At 37.3% G+C, this 16,811-nt stretch carries 18 protein-coding genes; 16 read left to right on the top strand and 2 right to left on the bottom strand.

The features are described 5' to 3' along the window. The first annotated feature begins 829 nt into the window (after positions 1-829). The 6 genes from ACI48O_RS01400 to ACI48O_RS01375 are packed head-to-tail and all read left to right on the top strand — an operon-like array spanning position 830 to position 5,685. Entirely contained in the window at positions 830-1,681 is an 852-nt protein-coding gene (locus tag ACI48O_RS01400) for a hypothetical protein (RefSeq protein WP_435559907.1), read from the top strand. 19 nt (positions 1,682-1,700) lie between these two features. Continuing rightward, positions 1,701-2,420 carry an ABC transporter ATP-binding protein gene (locus ACI48O_RS01395; protein WP_435559906.1) on the top strand — a complete coding sequence of 240 codons (720 nt, stop codon included), beginning with the start codon at positions 1,701-1,703 and terminating at the stop codon, positions 2,418-2,420. After that, complete coding sequence (locus tag ACI48O_RS01390; protein WP_435559905.1) at positions 2,401-3,138, top strand: ABC transporter permease subunit; 738 nt, start codon at positions 2,401-2,403, stop codon at positions 3,136-3,138. Before ACI48O_RS01395 ends, ACI48O_RS01390 begins: the two co-directional genes overlap by 20 nt. 18 nt (positions 3,139-3,156) lie before the next feature. Further along, positions 3,157-4,608, top strand: a complete 1,452-nt coding sequence (locus tag ACI48O_RS01385; RefSeq protein WP_435559904.1) for a sensor histidine kinase — start codon at positions 3,157-3,159, stop codon at positions 4,606-4,608. Between the two features lie 15 nt (positions 4,609-4,623). Then, on the top strand, positions 4,624-5,316 hold the full coding sequence (locus ACI48O_RS01380; protein WP_435559903.1) for a response regulator transcription factor: 693 nt from the start codon (positions 4,624-4,626) through the stop codon (positions 5,314-5,316). Positions 5,317-5,331: 15 nt separating this feature from the next. Further along, positions 5,332-5,685, top strand: coding sequence for a YisL family protein (locus ACI48O_RS01375; protein WP_435559902.1), 354 nt, complete (start codon positions 5,332-5,334; stop codon positions 5,683-5,685). Between the two features lie 50 nt (positions 5,686-5,735). On the opposite strand, the gene ACI48O_RS01370 is transcribed toward ACI48O_RS01375, so the two are convergent. Beyond that, positions 5,736-7,487 (bottom strand): vWA domain-containing protein, encoded by a 1,752-nt coding sequence (locus tag ACI48O_RS01370; protein ID WP_435559901.1) that lies wholly within the window; start codon positions 7,485-7,487, stop codon positions 5,736-5,738. A 352-nt stretch (positions 7,488-7,839) separates the two neighbouring features. Next, complete coding sequence (locus ACI48O_RS01365; protein ID WP_435559900.1) at positions 7,840-8,184, bottom strand: DUF192 domain-containing protein; 345 nt, start codon at positions 8,182-8,184, stop codon at positions 7,840-7,842. A gap of 331 nt (positions 8,185-8,515) precedes the next feature. Between ACI48O_RS01365 and ACI48O_RS01360 the strand changes: the two genes are divergently transcribed. The 10 genes from ACI48O_RS01360 (at position 8,516) to ACI48O_RS01315 (ending at position 16,781) form a co-directional block, all read left to right on the top strand. Next, positions 8,516-8,677 (top strand): Flp family type IVb pilin, encoded by a 162-nt coding sequence (locus tag ACI48O_RS01360; protein WP_435559899.1) that lies wholly within the window; start codon positions 8,516-8,518, stop codon positions 8,675-8,677. Between the two features lie 88 nt (positions 8,678-8,765). Continuing rightward, positions 8,766-9,308, top strand: coding sequence for an A24 family peptidase (locus tag ACI48O_RS01355; protein WP_435559898.1), 543 nt, complete (start codon positions 8,766-8,768; stop codon positions 9,306-9,308). Beyond that, the gene (locus tag ACI48O_RS01350) at positions 9,305-9,682 is read left to right on the top strand and encodes a TadE/TadG family type IV pilus assembly protein (protein ID WP_435559897.1); all 378 of its coding nucleotides are present in this window, start codon (positions 9,305-9,307) and stop codon (positions 9,680-9,682) included. Before ACI48O_RS01355 ends, ACI48O_RS01350 begins: the two co-directional genes overlap by 4 nt. Then, complete coding sequence (locus tag ACI48O_RS01345) at positions 9,682-10,647, top strand: pilus assembly protein TadG-related protein (protein ID WP_435559896.1); 966 nt, start codon at positions 9,682-9,684, stop codon at positions 10,645-10,647. The genes ACI48O_RS01350 and ACI48O_RS01345 overlap by 1 nt, the downstream gene beginning before the upstream one ends. Before the next feature lie 27 nt (positions 10,648-10,674). Continuing rightward, a complete protein-coding gene (gene cpaB / locus ACI48O_RS01340) occupies positions 10,675-11,253 on the top strand; it encodes a Flp pilus assembly protein CpaB (RefSeq protein ID WP_435559895.1) in 579 nt (192 codons plus the stop codon). Positions 11,254-11,255: 2 nt separating this feature from the next. Further along, on the top strand, positions 11,256-12,437 hold the full coding sequence (locus tag ACI48O_RS01335; protein ID WP_435559894.1) for a CpaE/TadZ family protein: 1,182 nt from the start codon (positions 11,256-11,258) through the stop codon (positions 12,435-12,437). A gap of 20 nt (positions 12,438-12,457) precedes the next feature. After that, positions 12,458-13,855: a CpaF family protein gene (locus tag ACI48O_RS01330; protein WP_435559893.1), complete on the top strand. Its 1,398-nt coding sequence runs from the start codon at positions 12,458-12,460 to the stop codon at positions 13,853-13,855. Then, on the top strand, positions 13,852-14,814 hold the full coding sequence (locus ACI48O_RS01325; RefSeq protein ID WP_435559892.1) for a type II secretion system F family protein: 963 nt from the start codon (positions 13,852-13,854) through the stop codon (positions 14,812-14,814). Before ACI48O_RS01330 ends, ACI48O_RS01325 begins: the two co-directional genes overlap by 4 nt. Positions 14,815-14,818: 4 nt before the next feature. Further along, positions 14,819-15,757: a type II secretion system F family protein gene (locus ACI48O_RS01320; RefSeq protein WP_435559891.1), complete on the top strand. Its 939-nt coding sequence runs from the start codon at positions 14,819-14,821 to the stop codon at positions 15,755-15,757. A 91-nt stretch (positions 15,758-15,848) separates the two neighbouring features. Further along, a complete protein-coding gene (locus ACI48O_RS01315; protein WP_435559890.1) occupies positions 15,849-16,781 on the top strand; it encodes a TadE/TadG family type IV pilus assembly protein in 933 nt (310 codons plus the stop codon). Positions 16,782-16,811 lie beyond the last annotated feature (30 nt).

Here is a 16,811-nt window from a genome sequence, read left to right as displayed (position 1 = left end):
AAGAATTTACCAATTAAATCCAATGTTCACATCTTTTTCATAATTAGTACTATATGAATGTGAAAAAACTGTGAAATGGATTGAATTGTATTTTCTACAATAGTATATTGATATTGTAGAGGGAATAAGTAATTAAAACTTCTCAAGTTCAAGACATCTCATGAATTACATTTTGAAAACTTCTTAAGTAAGTCATCAGATTATCATCAAGATTTACTTCGAGAATGCAACTAGAATTACACCGAATTAATTGCAACAAGAACCCCAACTTGTCATCAAGATATTGCATATATTTTATTACAACATGAATGCAACGAGTAGACATCTAGGAAACAACTTGAACATTCATCATGATAACAACAAGATAGCATCATAGACGCACTAGTGAATCATCTAAGAATCAACACATGTTATTCATGGTTCCCTTCTATTCTAATAGAATATTTCATCCAAGTTAATACACCATACCAACAAGCAGAGAGCAATTAACCTCTCTGCTTGTTTTTCTTTATATTAGGGTGCGTTCATTAAAGTTGGCTGTTGATTTCCGCTCCAGGTGCTCGCTTTCCGCGGGGGAGTCCGGGAGCCTCCTCGGCGCAAGCGCCTGTGGGGTCTCCCGTGACACCTTCTCCCGCAGGAGTCTCGCACCTTCCGCTCCAATCAACAGCGTGTTCAAAATCAACATTGTTCTTTCACAGCCTTATATTAAAATAAAAGTATCAATCAAATTTAACGGATTTAATAAATATTTAAGAATATGTTTAGCTGGCATTTAGAACTATCGATTAAGCTGTTCATGTAATCGAAATCCATTATGGAGGAAAAAGACATGAACAAAAAAATGATAGGTGTTATTGGGTTAAGCGGCGCGATACTATTAGGCAGTGTTTATTCCATCTCGGCAAACACATCTGGATACGAACTCTATAAATCTGCTCTAAAACAAACACATCAAGCGAAAAGTGCGACATTGGAGATCAGCTTTAATCTTAAGGATAATGATAATACGCTATTCTCGATGGATTCTTTGTATAAAACCGACACAGAACAAAAGGTAAGTTCGATTTCAACAGAGATGGCCAATGAAGAAGAAACAAGCTCAATGAATATGTTTAAGCAAGATGGAGCTTGGTACGTAACAAAAGAGGGGACCGAAGTCATTTATAAAATGGATGCAAAAAATCCTCATAGTGATGCAAGTATGGAGCTTCAAGACGATTTAGAAAATTTAATTGATGTTCTTACGAAAAATCTCCAACAGCAAATCACGGTAGATGAAAGCAAAAACGGTCAAACCATTGAACTGGATTTAACAGGCAAGGAAATTCCACTATCAGCGAATGCGCTAAGTTCACTTATGATTAAGCATTCTGTAATGCTGCAAGACCGCCAAGATCAAGACAGCTCAGATTTCCACCTTCAGCCAACTATTCCAGCATTGGACCACGATATTACGGTTAAAAAAATTAATGTAATAGCAGACGTTAATAACCAAAATATTGTTGAGAAGCAAACAGTAAAAGCGGTTGTGACCGGAAAAGATAAACAAGGAAAAGCACATGAATTAATTTTAAATATGAATTTAGCGGTTAAAGATTACAACAAGACTTCTGTTTCACCAGTAGAGATTTCTGCAGAAAAAGTTGAAAAGCTTGATGTCAGCCACGGACATGGTCAGTAACCGTTTAGAGGGTGATTGCTTGGAGAAAATAGCAGTATTATCCGAAGTGACGAAACAATTTTCAAATGGAAGAGGAATTAAAAATATCAACCTAACGATTAACCAGGGTGATATTTTGGGAATTCTTGGACCAAACGGGGCAGGAAAGACGACGTTGCTAAAATGCTTGACTGGTCTTGCTAAACCAGACAGTGGGAAAGTTGAATTGTTCGGCTGTGACCTTGCGGAGCACTTTAAACAGGCGATCCAGCCTGTTGGTGCTTTTATTGGGCAAGGGGGAGTGTACGACAATATGTCTGCTTTCCAAAACTTAAAAATGGCGTTACGCTTTTACCCTTATGTCCCAACATCGTATGTAGATGAAGTACTCGAGTTGACCGGATTGCATCCATATAAATATGAAAAGCTCTCTGCTTTTTCAATGGGAATGAAGCAGCGATTTGGCATTGCCTCGGCACTCATTTCGCAACCAAGGTTCGTGATTTTGGACGAGCCAACTAATGGTCTCGATATTGATGGTTTGCTTTTATTTAGGAAAACGATTCAGCAGCTTTCTACCTATTACGGAATTACATTTGTGATTTCAAGCCATCACATTTCTGAAATGGAACGATTATGCAACCGTTTCGCATTTTTAATAAATGGCCAGCTATCATTTAGTGAGCTAGGTAAAGACTCCCTAGAGGATATATATGTCAAAAAGGTGGAGGAAGGCGCTTATGAATCCAGGGTTAGCTAATATCTGGAATGAATTAGAAAAGCTATTGGCGAAACGGGTAACAAAGTTGTTTCTTGTTATGACCGGATTCCTGCCATTTGCTTTAAAGCTTTTGGCTGAGAAACTTTTCATAACCGATTGGATGGCCCTACCCTCAGACAATATTAACTATATGATTCTTGATTTATTAGTTAAAGTTCTGCTCCCGTTATTTATTTTTATGGCGGCAGCAGAGCTTTTCACAGGAGAAGGAGAAAGAGGAACGCTATTGCTTATTCGACCGATCAACCGGCTCGAGCTCTTTTTGTCGAAAACGGCATCGATTGGATTGTTTATCGGGATCCAGCTATTACTTGGCTGGCTTGGGGTAACGCTCAGCAGTATTGTCTTTGATAGCAGCTACGGCTTTGCGGACGCTGGAGTGAGTTTATCGGCATTTGCTATATCTTGGGTGCCTTTATTAGCTTTAACAGCAGTTGCTGTCCTGCTCGCATTATTAGTCAAATCAAGTATGATGGCAGTCTCAGGATTAATTATTCTCTATCTGGTTATGCTCTTTCTTCCCTATGTATTTCCAGGACTGTTGTATATGCTGCCTTCCACTTACTTAGATTGGTATATGCAGTGGATAGGGGATGTTTCATTCAAATGGGCTGTACAAACGGTTATGTATTTATTGTCATCAACGGCCTTATTTTTAGCGACGGGCTATTATTTATTTACGAAAAAAGAAGCATAACAGAAAGGTGTTATTTTTATGTCGATTAAGCTCCGGCTGCTATTTTCGAATCTTGCGATGATCTTTGTGCCGATTGTTTTATTTCTGGCTGCCTCTGGAATTTTATCGATCCTCTTTTTGGGTGACATAAAGGAAGTCTCTAATTTATTGCCGGAAAGTCATAGCAGCGATAAAGACCTGCAAGAGGATACGCTTATATTTTTTGAGCTAAAAGAAAAATCAGTGTTAAATCCGAAAGAATTACTTACCGACAACTATTTATCATCGGTAGATCAACGCTTAAAGAAGATTGATGCTGGTCTTATTGTTCGAAAAAATAATGAATTTCTGTTTACTTCAGATAGTCTGCGGATAATAAAAAATAAAGACTTACCGGTTTTCGGAACAACGAATATTATGCGGAATCTTGAGGAGATTGGAGACCGGACATTTGCCATTAAGCAGCATGATTTTTATGATAAAGACGGCGGAGAAATTTCGATCTTCATTATGAAAGATGCAAGTCCGTGGAATCACTTTGTGAAGACGTTCTTCCCGATATTATTTGGACTATGTCTCCTTATTTTAATCGCAACAAATGGCTTGTTAACTTACTTTGTGTCAAAGAGTATTATTAAGCCGATTGAACGATTAAAGAAAGCGGCCCAATCGATAACCGAAGGGAACCTGGAGCATTCCATCACCGCGGTAAAGAACGATGAAATAGGCCAATTAACCAAAACGTTTGAAGAAATGCGTGTAAAATTAAATGAATCCTTTGCGATACAAAAGCAATATGAAGAAAACCGCAAAGAATTAATTGCCCATATATCTCATGATCTCAAAACACCGATCACCTCGATAAAAGGATATGTTGAGGGAATTCGTGATGGAATTGCTGATACACCGGAAAAGCAAGAACGATATATTCAAACCATCTATTCTAAAGCAGTTGATTTGGATCATTTAATCGATGAATTGTTCCTTTATTCGAAGCTTGACCTTGGCAAAATTCCATTTCACTTTGAAGAGCTTGATTTAAAGAAATACTTGGCTGATTTTATAGAAGAATTAAGCTTTGATCTTGAGAAAAAAGATGTGAAAGTGTATTTTCAGTCGGATGAATATGAAAATTATCTTATCGGGGTTGATCGGGAAAAGTTTAAACGAGTGTTGGGAAATATCGTTCAAAACAGTGTGAAGTATATGAACAAAGAAACAAAAGAAATTCATTTCTTTCTGTCCGGAACCAAGGACTATGTAGAATTGGTGATCATGGACAACGGGCCGGGTATTCCGGAAGAGTCTCTTCCATATATTTTTAACCAATTTTACCGTGCCGATCAATCCAGAAGTAAATTAACAGGCGGAAGTGGACTGGGGTTAGCGATATCCAGAATGATCGTGGAAGGACACCATGGGACGATCCGTGCTGAAAGTAAGGCGAATATCGGAACGGAAATATCGATTATATTCCCTAAAAAATATTAAAAAGCAGGTGACATCATGAAAAAGATCCTAATCATTGAAGATGAAAAAAGCATTGCCGAGTTAGAACGCGATTATTTAGAAATCAATGGATTTCAAACAGAAATCGTTTTAACAGGCGATCAAGGATTGCAGAGAGCGCTGACTCATGATTTTGATTTGATTTTACTTGATGTCATGCTGCCAAATGTAGATGGTTTTGAAATTTGTAAAAAGGTACGTAGTGTCAAAGACGTTCCAATAATTTTAGTAACGGCAAAAAAAGAAGAAATCGATAAAATCCGCGGCCTTGGCCTTGGAGCAGATGATTATTTAGTCAAACCATTCAGTCCAAATGAATTGGTAGCCAGAGTCAAAGCGCACTTGTCTAGGTATGAACGTTTAATGATGAGGCAGAAACCTGAATCAAATGAAATATATATTCGGGGTCTAATTATTGATAATTCATCGCGCCGAGTTTTTGTTAATAATCAAGAAGTCGTATTCACGACGAAGGAATTTGATGTTTTGACATTCTTAGCTTCGCACCCAAATCAAGTTTTTAGTAAGGATCATTTATTTGAACGCATCTGGGGCTATGACAGTGCCGGGGATGTATCAACAGTTACCGTCCATATCCGAAAGATCCGTGAAAAAATAGAACATGATCCGTCCAATCCGGATTATATAGAGACGGTGTGGGGAGCAGGGTACCGATTTAAAGATAACTAGGAGGAAAACAACTTTATGATTCATGCACACTTAACATCACTGGTATTATCATTACTTTTATTTATTATTGTGGTTGTATTGCAAGGCAAAGGAAAAAACAGCAAGATTTTGCAAATGGTTTTAAGAGCCTCTTACCTGTTAATAATAGTGACTGGCTTTATGCTGTTTTTCCCTGTATATAAAATTTCCTTGTTTTTATATATCCTAAAGGCTGTATTCGGCATTGCAATGATTGGGGTATTTGAAATTATTATCAGTTGGAATGAAAAGGGGAAATCAACAGGTCTTCTTTGGATCGTTTGTACTGTTGTTCTAGTCATTGTCGTCCTGTTAGGTATTACGCTGCCGCTTGGGATGAAATATATTTAATTGAAAAAACCAACAGGGCGCCTGTTGGTTTTTTGCCTATTTTGAAGAGTTTAACTCACGAATTTAACATAAATGGATTGATCCAAATCTTTAAACCTGATGCGAAGTTGCTCGTTGCGGCGGAAGCGGTGGAAAGTATCGAGATCAATGACCACACCATTTCGTTCGATTGTTAAATTTGATTTATTAAAGAGAAGCAAGGCATTTTCGGTAAGTGGAATAAACGTGATTTTTTCTGTTTCTGTAAATTCAGGTGCTAACGAAAACATTTGGTTAAGCGTAAATTCTTCTTTTAATCCCTTAAATTCCTTTAATGTTTGTTTAGAGCACTCGCCGGTAGCTTCATTTTTTATTTCAACAATGACTTGTCCGTTAAAGCCGCGATTTTTCTTGCGTTTTTTATTTGAATAGAAAAGAGCCGGGAATGCCAATAAAACAATTAAAGCTAAATATAGCGATGGAGATTTTGGAAACCCTGAAATAGATGTTTTGATCGAGTTAGATCCTTTTTGAAAGCTAATACTTTGAGGCTGGATTTCCCGGTAGAAGCTGTCGCCTTCAGCATTCACCGTAATTTCGTAATTAGTCGATTGACCAATCTGAAATTCTCCCGTAAATCCTTGCTTGCTTGGGGATAATCGCACATTCTTCGTCTCCCCTGTTGATAATTCTTTTACTGATAAAGTCGCTTGCATAGATTCATAAAGATCTTTGCTGTTGATTTGTTTACCATTATCCTCAAAAAAGGCTGTTATCTTAACTCTATCTCCTTCGCTAAGTCCTTCAGTATTCACAGGTGCAAGTTTTAATTGCAGGTCATAGTTCAGGACAACATCAATATCCACTATATCTTCCGGAGAACCTTTTACCTTTAGTGTCCATTCCCCTTGAACAGGATTTAGTAACTTTAGGATCGAATAGGCCTTAGATTTTGAAAGAAGGATGTTGTCAGAAGGAATCTGCCTTTCCTTGCCTTTAGGGTCTACTAATTTTAGTTCCACTTCTTTGTTTGAAAGCAGAGAAATATTCGCCTCCAAAACATTACTGTTTGGGATCGTAATGGCAATGTCTTGATATTCACCATTTCCGACATTTTCATTTATTGAAACCATTTTAGATTTCGTATGTTTAGCAAAAATCTCACTAAGGATCACAGGCAAATCATCAGCATTGCTTGTTTCAAAAAACTTCCCTTTCGTCTCGGTTGCTATATTTAGAAGAATATCCTTGTTAAGATCATTATTAGCATTTAAGCCAATAACATAGATCGGATATCCCTTTGCTTTTGCGTCAGCCACTGTTGCATTTAATTCATCTGTTGCCTGCTCGGGAGTCTTGCCCTTATTTTCATTAAGGTCATTATTTCCGTCTGCCAGTAACACGATTAGGGGGCGGTACCCTTTTTCATGGCTGTTATTGAGGTTGTTTACCGCTTCTTTTAATCCTACAGATAGATCGGTATTTGGGAATTTCTCCAAGGAATCAATGAAAGATTTCAGTTTGTTTTTATCCTCATCGTTTTGAAGTTTGACGAGATCCATTTTTCCTCTCAATTCATCTGAATAGGCGATGACTCCTATTTTATCTCCCTTAAGTGAGGACATATCCACAAACATCTTCATCGCTTCATTACTGATTTTGTTCGGGTCACTTTCTAGCATCGATTTACTGACATCGACAACAAGGAAACCTTCGATGCGGGAAGAGGATGCTGCAGGAGCCTTTGCTTGTGCATTGAAGGAACTAAATATCAAAAAAATAAACAGAATTACTAGTCTACTACTAGTTCGTTTTTTTACCACTAAGTATCAGCTCCTTATATTTTGTTCAATATAACTAAATTTTTATCGATAATTGTTCTGTATATAGAACTAATTCTAATATTGTTTCATGATATATTCAATTATTTCTTTAAACATGTAAGTGAAAATTAGGAAAACTCGCAAAAGTAGTGAGAAGAGTTTTGGTTGGTTATAAAGGGGAAGGGGAGTAGGGGCCTGAGCAAAGGTGGGGATTGTGTTAGTTGTTCAGGCGCTTTTTAAATTTTAGCAATTTCTTGTATTTAATATCTTACGCTAGATTTATAGTTTTTTAGTTCTAGTTTTTGAATAAAAAGTTCGACAAATCTTGTGCTCTATTTTTAATTGGCTCTATTTATAAAGAAGGGTCAAGTTGATATCCAATCTTCAGTTCAAGCTGATCGATGGTTCCTACCGGCAACTCTACAACTGAATGAGCTCCTTTTATGGGAGCGATCATCCTCCAAGGTTGAATACTCCGAACTAGGTGCACAATTCTTTCCTGTTTATCAAGAAATACAACATCTATAGGGAAATGCATAAAGCACATATGAATAGAGTTGCAAGGTATAATCCAAAGACCTTCATTGTGTAGAGGTTCCTTTCGAAACATTAATCCCCTTAATCGACTGGAAAACGAATCTGCCTTTTTGATAGGAAACGGGATTTTCTTAGTGTCGATCGCTTCATTGGTTATCATATTCTTTCTCTCCTTAACTAATTTCCTAATTCCACTTTACTCTATTATTTATCTGTTCTCAATAAAGAAATGTGTCGATATTTATCTTTAATATTCGAATTTTATATAGAACAAAACTATTTACATTTTTTAGCTAGTCACATATCATAGGGACATGAAGTTGTTCATTATAATGAACGTTCCAAAGTTGTTTATGTGTTATAGTGAACATCAAGTTACATACAAACTGTTCATGTTTTGGGTCATAGGTATGCGAAAGAAGAATAGGAGAAACTCTAACTTCTCAGCTGCTTGACATAAACTCATCTATTTATTTTAAGGAGGAAAAAACATGTTAGAAAAAATGAAGAATTTAGTTGTTGAAGAAGAAGGACAAGGTATGGTTGAGTATGGTTTGATTATTGCGTTAATTGGGATAGTTGTTGCAGCGGCTTTCCCTACTCTTACTGATGCACTAGCAGCATTATTTACTAAGGTAGCTGGTAAGCTATAATCCTCTCTGAGGGAAAATTATCCAAGAGTGTTTTGCCCTACTTTTTATAAGTAGGGCTCTTATTCTTAAAATGATAGAGGATATTAATATGTTCATAATAATTGTGCTAGGGACGATTCTAATGATTTCTTTAATAACAGATATAAAAAACAGAAGGATTTTAAATATTGTAACCCTGCCTGCAATTCTCTTTGGTTTACTTTTTTATACAATAACCCTTGGCTGGGATGGTTTTTTGTTCAGCGGAAAAGGTTTTCTTGTTGGACTAGGACTTTTGTTAATCCCTTATTTATTAGGAGGAATGGGTGCTGGTGATGTTAAACTGATGGCTGCGATTGGAGCTTTAACAGGTACAAGTTTTACCTTTCATTCCTTTATCTATACAGGAATTATCGGTGGGATTATTGCACTTTTTTTAATTATTAAATCCGATGGGTTGTGGAGTCCGATTAAAAACTTGTGGTTTTCACTAAAATCCATTTTCTTTAAGTTACTATTATTACGGGACAATACCGGAGAGATTGTAATTAATAAAAATAAGCATGTGAACTCTAGTATAACCTTTCCTTATGGTGTTGCAATTGTTTTGGGTACGGTATGTGCCTTTGTGTTAGGAGGAGGAATCAGATGATGAGGTCTGAAAAGGGGCAGTCATTAGTAGAGTTTGCTCTAGTGCTGCCAGTACTTTTATTACTCCTGTTTGGAATTGTTGATTTCGGGAGAATCTTCCATGCATATTTAACGATTGATCAAGCAGGCAGAGAAGCGGCAAGGGTAGCTAGTATTGGAAATGATGATGGAGTTATTAAGAACACTGCAATTAATTATGGCGAAAGCATCAATTTACAAGGAAGCCAAGTCACAATTAATCCCCCTAGTACCCGGGCATCAGGTGATGAAGTAGAAATTACAATCATTTATCCAATTGATTTTTTAACTCCTGTGATTGGAGACATAGTAAGTCCCCTAACATTGACGGATAAAACAACAATGAGGGTTGAGTAATGAATAAAATAATAAAATATCTGATAGATGATAGTGGACAGTCTACTATTTTGGTTGCAGTACTTTTGACAGCTTTATTGGGTTTCACTGGACTGGCAGTTGATATTGGAAATGTGTATTTGGAGAAAAGTAAAATGCAAAAGGCGCTAGATGCAGGTGTATTAGCAGGAGCAAAAGAATTTATTCTGACAAGAAGTGAGACATCTGCAGAGGAAATGGGAGATCGTATATCCGAGGAGAATGGCTACTCTTTAGATGTACATGGGAATGCTAATGTTTCAGATGAATTTTATGGTAAAGTTGTTGCTTCTGACGATGAATACTATGTTGAGGCATATAAGAGTAAAAATGTAGATACGTATTTTGCAAGAGTATTAGGCATAGATACTTTAAAGGTTACAGCGAAGGCGAAAGCAATATTCAATAATAGAGGACTTGTCCCAGTCGCAGTGGCGGAGGAACTCATACCAAGTCAACCTGATGGAGTGCATTTACCTTTGGTTTATGACAGTAATAATACACCGGGAAATGTTGGATTTGTCGATCTTGATGGCAGTCATAATGATGGAAATAATGAGTTGGTGTCAAGAATTGAAAATGGTTATAACAAGCCAATTTCAATCAGTGATACTGCTGTAAAAGGTGATGGTATCTATTCAGAAACAGGTAAACCCCAAGGAGCTTACAATGAATTCGTTGAACGTATCGAACATGATTCTGACACTAATTTAGCGCAATGTACGGCTGATCCTTTATGTAAAAGGTTGGTCTATGTTCCGATTATTAATACTTGGGATGGAGTGACAGGGCAAGGTAAGGAGATAGATGTGGTTGGCTTTGCAGTTTTCTACCTTTATAAAGAAGATCGAGATGGAGATGGAAAAATAGAAATAACAGGGGAATTTATTGAGGAAATTACTCAGAGCGAGTTTGATAACAAATACCGAGCTAAATTGATTGAATAATCAAAAAGTTGAAGGAAGGTACTGAGGATGAATACTAAGAAGATTTGGATCATGTCATTAATATTTGGGGTATTAATGGCTTTTGTTGCATATATTGCAATCTTCTCCGGCAAGGCTGAAAAAACAGCTTCCGATGGAGAGATAAAGAAATCTGAAGAAGTACAAAATGCCCAAACAGCTAAAGCAAAAGAGACTGTGACGGAAAATCCAATGGAAAAGGTAAGCGAGGGTAAAAGGGCAATCTCATTGAAAACCTTACCTGAGGCGGGGATTTCGGGCTATATTGAACGAAATGCTCATGTTGATGTAGTTGCCTATGAAACGACGGTTGATGAAAATACCAAGAAAAAGTTCAAGTCATCAGTATTGGTTCTTCAAAATATTAAGGTTTTAGCAATAGGGAAATCATCTGATACTGGCCAGGAAGCACTTGATTATCAAACTGTAACCCTTGAGGTGACTCCTGATCAGGGGTTGATGTTAAGTTTAGCGTCAAAGGATAAAGATGGCTTCTACTTTATGCTTCGAAATACAAAGGATAAAGGTGAAATTGAAGAAATGAAGCGTTCTACTAGAGAAGTGATTGAGGAAGGGAAGGATAAATAGCCATGAATTGGTATTATTACTCTGACACCAATATCCCCAACATAAAACTTGAATCATTGCTTGTGAGTAAACAATATTCATTAACAATTGTAAATACAGTTGATGAGATGCATCCGCATTTAATGCAGCATCAACAATCTGTCCTGTTTTTACAAACAAACTCAAAATACAATGTTTACGAGCTTTGCCAAGAGGTGTCAGTTCTTTACCCTCATGTCTATATCGTGCTAATAATCCCAGATAATATGGAAAACATGAAAAGAGCCATGCAGGTTGGTGCATCAGATCTGTTAAGGACTTTCAGTGACGAAGAAGAGTTGAAGGCAGTCATTCTTCAAGCTGAAAAATATTTGAAGCATCGGGAAAATAAAGACAATATATATAATATTAATCTTTCAAAAAACGATTGCAGAGTGATTTCAGTTTGTAATCCAAAAGGCGGATTGGGACGAACCGCATTTGTAGTGAATGCGGCAACTTCATTTGCCAAGCAAGGCCTAAGGGTAGCTGTAATCGATGCCAATTTACAATTTGGGGATGTTGCTCTTTACTTTGATTTGAAACCAAAGCGGACCATCTATGAATGGGTGAAGGAAGCTTATGATCAGTCAAATTATACGATTGATCAATATTTAATACAGCATTCATCAGGGGTTTCTGTATTATCAGCTCCTCTCCGCCCGGAATTTTTTGAGTTTATAAGTGCGGATCATATGGAAAAAGCCATTGAGGAATTGAAAAACTCTTTTGAAATTATTATCATCGATACCCCAGCATACCTATCAGAGATTCATCTCATTTGTTTACAGAATTCAGATGAAATTTTTGTGATGATGACAAACGATGTTCCGATTTTACGAACAACAAAGCTGTATATCGATACAATGGATTCTTTGAATTTTAAAGGGAAAGTGAAACTGATTATGAACCGAGTCAATAAAAATAAAGGATTAGATGGAAAAAGAGTGGAGGAAATATTAGGGATGCCTATATTCGCCTTATTGCCTGATCAAGAAACGGTGGTAAAAGCATCTCTGAATGAAGGAATTCCATTTATATTATCTCAACCGAAATCACCTATCTCTAAAGCTGTAATCGAATTTACTGAGAAGTTTTCTGGTAATAATGAGGAAGTAAAACAGTCTCAAAAGAGAGAAATATTTGGGTTTTTATTAAAACGATAAAAAGGGAGGAGGGAGATTAAATGTCATTATTTAAGCGATTTGCTGGAGAGCAGGTTGTAAAACCAAACGAGGAAACGCAAACAGTAAAGCAGAGTGAAGAAAAGTTAATGGTAAAGCCAATTGAAAAAAAACAAGAGGTCGTTGGTGCAAAAAAAACTAAGGAATTTTGGGATTTGGGATCATTACTTCATTCTTTTGTAGTGGAGGAGTTAAAAAGGCTTCCAAATGTAAGTGGGGTACAGGAAAAAACAAAAATTCGTGAAATAAGTCAATCCTTTTTGGAGCAAGAGGGTATGAGGCTTACATATGAAGAAAAGCAAGAGTTGCAAACCTTTGTAGAATATGAGTTATTAGCATATGGACCGATAACTCCTCTCTTGGAAAATGAGGAAATCACAGAAGTAATGGTTAATGGTCCGAATAAAGTTTATTTCGAAAAAAAGGGAAAATTGTATCAGAGTAATGTTACTTTCCGTGATGACCAGCATGTGATTCGGGTAATCGAAAAAATTGTTGCCCCTATTGGACGTCGTGTGGATGAAAGCTCACCGATGGTTGACGCTCGTTTACCTGATGGTTCACGGGTAAATGCGATTATTCCACCCTTAGCAATAAAAGGTCCTTCGTTAACAATTCGAAAGTTTTCCACAAAACCATTCGAAGTGGAAGATTTAATTAGGTTTGGTACATTGAGCAAAGAGATGGCAGATTTTCTTGATATGTGTGTAAAGTCCCAACTAAATATTTTTATTAGTGGTGGAACAGGATCCGGAAAAACATCTACCCTTAATGTTCTGTCATCGTTTATTCCATTTGAGGAACGAATCATCACGATTGAAGATGCGGCGGAACTAAAATTGTCCCAAGAACATCTCGTTTCATTGGAAAGTCGACCGTCAAATATTGAAGGGAAGGGACAAATTACAATTCGGGATTTAGTAAGGAACGCATTACGGATGCGTCCTGACCGTATCGTTGTCGGAGAGTGCCGTGGAGCAGAGGCGTTGGATATGCTTCAAGCTATGAATACTGGTCATGACGGTAGTTTAAGTACCGGACATGCCAACTCCCCAAGAGATATGATTGCAAGGCTTGAAACAATGGTGTTAATGGCAGGATTTGATTTACCTGTTAGGGCAATCCGTGAACAGATTGCCAGTGCCATTGATTTAATTGTTCAGCAAGCCCGAATGAGCGATGGAACAAGAAAGATTACGCATATTACGGAAGTTATCGGTATGGAGGGGGATACGATTGTTATGCAGGATCTTTTCCGCTTTCATGAAAAGGGGAAAAATTCTGAAGGAACTATAGAAGGTAAATTTATTTCAACAGGTATTCGTCCAACCTTTGCAGAAAAGCTTGAATTAAATGGATTTACCTTACCACCTTCGTTGTTTGCAGGTGAATGGGTATGAATACGCTAATAGGGATAATAGTTATATTTATAATTTCTTTCTCTTTATTTTTCTTAGTTGTAAAAAGATTTGAGCGAAACAAGGCTGTTAATCGAAGATTAGCAGTTTTTATTCCAGATACCGCAAATGCTGAATCAGATGCAACAGAAATAGCAAAGAAAAACATTATAAAAGATTTTATTGCTTCATCTGGAAAATTACTGAACGGTATTACGTTTAGTAAGAGTATAGAAAAGCTGCTTGCAGAATCAGGAAGTATGCTAAGACCTGAGGAATATTTTGTGCTGCGAATTTTAATAAGCATTGGAGCAGTGGTGTTTTCCTTGCTTACTGGTTTAAATATCTTGATTGGAATCGTATTATGTGTAGTTGGTTTTATGTATCCCCACTTTTATTTGAAAACTAAGCGAAAAAAAAGATTGTATGCTCTTTCATTTCAACTGATTGAAACATTAGGAATCATGGCTAATTCACTGAGGGCTGGTTTCAGCTTTATGCAGGCGATGCAATTAGCAGGAAAAGAAACTCCTGACCCGTTAGGACCGGAATTGGAACGGGTGGTCCGAGAAGTAGGGCTTGGTGTTCCAATTGAGGAAGTTTTTGAGAGCATGTTGATGCGGCTCCCAAATAAAGAGCTAGAAGTTGTTATTAGAGCAATCTTAGCTCAGCGCCGTAGCGGGGGAAATTTAGCTGAGTTATTGGAGACAATGGAAGAGACGATTCGTGGGAGAATTCGAGTCTTAGAGGAGTTGAGAACATTAACATCTCAAGGACGCATTTCATCTTGGGTTATCACCTTGCTTCCTGTAGGTTTAGGTTTGTATTTAAATTTTGCAAGTGGAGATTATTTTTCGCCAATGCTAGAACATCCGCTGGGCTGGCTGATGCTCTCATTAGCTGCAGTATCAGTTGTAATTGGCTGGCTTGTAATTCGTAAAATCAATAATATTGAGGTGTAGTTTGATGCTGAACACAGCTTTTATAATAACAGCCTCCGCATTTTTCTCCTTATTTACAGCAGGGATCCTGTCTATAGTTTTCAAACGGAAATTGACGGTTAATGATCGAATCGAAAAATACTTTAACACTTCAACTTATAGCGTTGAAAAAATTGATAAGGATGTAGCTGGAAAAATAAAGAAACAATTGGCTATTTTTCAAAAATATTGGGATGCTGGAGAACAGTATATAAACAAACGAATTTCAAAGTCTGAAAAAATGAAATTGGATGCCATGCTCAATGATGCAGGTTTTCAATATAAATGGACTGCCATCGAGTTTCGCTTAATGCAGCTAGTACTGACATTGGGAAGTGGGTTATTTCTTTTTCTATTCTTTCTTCCTACAGCGGAAAATAAAGGGATGGCCTGGCTGCTAGTGATATCGACTTCTTTGCTTTCCTATCGTCTCCCGATGTTTTATTTGAGTAAAAAAAGAACAGAACGCATCAAGTTTATTAACAGGTCTATGGCTGATTTTTTTGATATGGTTAATGTGTTGCTTGAGGCTGGGATGGGGTTGGACGGTGCACTTTCTGAGGTAAGTCATCAGACAAAAGGTCCGCTGGGTGAAGAATTTTTGCGAACTTTAGAGGATATGAAACTAGGAAAATCGAGACGTGAAGCATTTTATGATCTTCGTAAACGGGTACCATCCGAGCAGTTTCAAGGTATTATGAGTACATTAATCCAAGCTGATCAACTAGGGATAGGGATGGCAAAGGTTCTTAGAAATTTAACTGTGAGAATCCGCGAACAACGCCGTGAAGCAGCTCGTGAACTCGCAATGAAAGCACCTGTTAAAATGCTATTTCCAATGGTTTTTCTAATATTCCCATCCATTTTTATCGTTATACTCGGTCCGTTAGTTATTCAGTTTGTTACTAATGGGTTGGGGTTGTAGTCAAGGCAAAGCATTAACATGTAAAGTTGCTTCGATCGTTCTTAACGGAAATGTCTATTTACATATAAAACAGACAAGGGAAGTGTAATAGATGTGGTTTAATAGGTTAATAAGGCAAAGGGACGGCCAAGCAATGGTGTATGTTGCCATTGCCATTACAGTATTAATGGGGTTTACTGGTTTAGTGATTGATGGTGGAAGGTTATATATATCTAAATCACATTTACAAAAAGCTGTAGATGCCGGTGCTCTTGCGGGGGCGAATGTGATGTTAGAGGGTCAAGAAGCCAACGCAGGTTTCAATCATGATGCAGCTGAAATCGAAGCAAAAGAGCTAACGGCTGTTAACTACATTAGTCCAGATATTTCCTATAATACAGGATTTCCCGAAGAAAACATCATCGAGGTAACTGGACAGGAAATGGTGTCTTTATTCCTAATGCCTCTTTTAGGGATCGATGAAATCTCAGAAGTAAATGCAGTTGCTCAAGCAAAAGTGGGTAAATTAGTTAAAATTGATAAGGGTAATATTATTCCGATTGGTATAAACTTGAATCAAACTTTTGAGGTCGGTGTAACCCATGAAATAACCTCAAATCCCGGAGATGGAGCTTACGGGAACTTTGGTTTTTTAAATTTTTCATCACTTGATTCAACTCCTGCAGAGGATAGTTCAAATGGAGCAAAAGCTGTTGCTTATTATATTGAAAATGGCTCCCCCGTTCCCATTACAGAAGGTGATGTAATTGGAACAAAAACTGGGGTACCTTTTAGTGCTGATGTAGTAGATGCTATTGAGGCAAAAGTAGGGCAAAAAGTATATGTTCCCATTATATCCGATTTCGGTTCGGGAACAAGTGATCCAGTAACAGTTCTTGGATTTGCGGTTTTTATTTTAGAAGGTTTCTATAAGGACGGAAATGTCCATACCATTCAAGCCACGTTTGTTGAGGAGATTAAAACTGGTGAAATGGGCGAGGGTTCAGCGGAATACGGGTTATATTCGGTTAAACTTATAAAATAGAAACAAATATGATTAAATAGGGTTAAGAAA

The organism is Neobacillus terrisolis (assembly GCF_051233475.1).
In the GTDB taxonomy this organism is placed as follows: Bacteria; Bacillota; Bacilli; order Bacillales; family Cytobacillaceae; genus Bacillus_BU.
The sequence above is the reverse complement of the archived record's forward strand: the minus strand, read 5'-3'. Positions and strand labels throughout refer to the sequence as shown.

Coding starts and splice junctions, on each gene's coding strand:
- ACI48O_RS01350 (WP_435559897.1), top strand. CDS start 9,305: ATGATGAGGTCTGAAAAGGGGCAGTCATTAGTAGAGTTTGCTCTAGTG.
- cpaB (WP_435559895.1), top strand. CDS start 10,675: ATGAATACTAAGAAGATTTGGATCATGTCATTAATATTTGGGGTATTA.
- ACI48O_RS01330 (WP_435559893.1), top strand. CDS start 12,458: ATGTCATTATTTAAGCGATTTGCTGGAGAGCAGGTTGTAAAACCAAAC.
- ACI48O_RS01400 (WP_435559907.1), top strand. CDS start 830: ATGAACAAAAAAATGATAGGTGTTATTGGGTTAAGCGGCGCGATACTA.
- ACI48O_RS01375 (WP_435559902.1), top strand. CDS start 5,332: ATGATTCATGCACACTTAACATCACTGGTATTATCATTACTTTTATTT.
- ACI48O_RS01335 (WP_435559894.1), top strand. CDS start 11,256: ATGAATTGGTATTATTACTCTGACACCAATATCCCCAACATAAAACTT.
- ACI48O_RS01325 (WP_435559892.1), top strand. CDS start 13,852: ATGAATACGCTAATAGGGATAATAGTTATATTTATAATTTCTTTCTCT.
- ACI48O_RS01315 (WP_435559890.1), top strand. CDS start 15,849: ATGTGGTTTAATAGGTTAATAAGGCAAAGGGACGGCCAAGCAATGGTG.
- ACI48O_RS01360 (WP_435559899.1), top strand. CDS start 8,516: ATGTTAGAAAAAATGAAGAATTTAGTTGTTGAAGAAGAAGGACAAGGT.
- ACI48O_RS01365 (WP_435559900.1), bottom strand. CDS start 8,184: ATGATAACCAATGAAGCGATCGACACTAAGAAAATCCCGTTTCCTATC.
- ACI48O_RS01355 (WP_435559898.1), top strand. CDS start 8,766: ATGTTCATAATAATTGTGCTAGGGACGATTCTAATGATTTCTTTAATA.
- ACI48O_RS01390 (WP_435559905.1), top strand. CDS start 2,401: ATGAATCCAGGGTTAGCTAATATCTGGAATGAATTAGAAAAGCTATTG.
- ACI48O_RS01385 (WP_435559904.1), top strand. CDS start 3,157: ATGTCGATTAAGCTCCGGCTGCTATTTTCGAATCTTGCGATGATCTTT.
- ACI48O_RS01345 (WP_435559896.1), top strand. CDS start 9,682: ATGAATAAAATAATAAAATATCTGATAGATGATAGTGGACAGTCTACT.
- ACI48O_RS01320 (WP_435559891.1), top strand. CDS start 14,819: ATGCTGAACACAGCTTTTATAATAACAGCCTCCGCATTTTTCTCCTTA.
- ACI48O_RS01380 (WP_435559903.1), top strand. CDS start 4,624: ATGAAAAAGATCCTAATCATTGAAGATGAAAAAAGCATTGCCGAGTTA.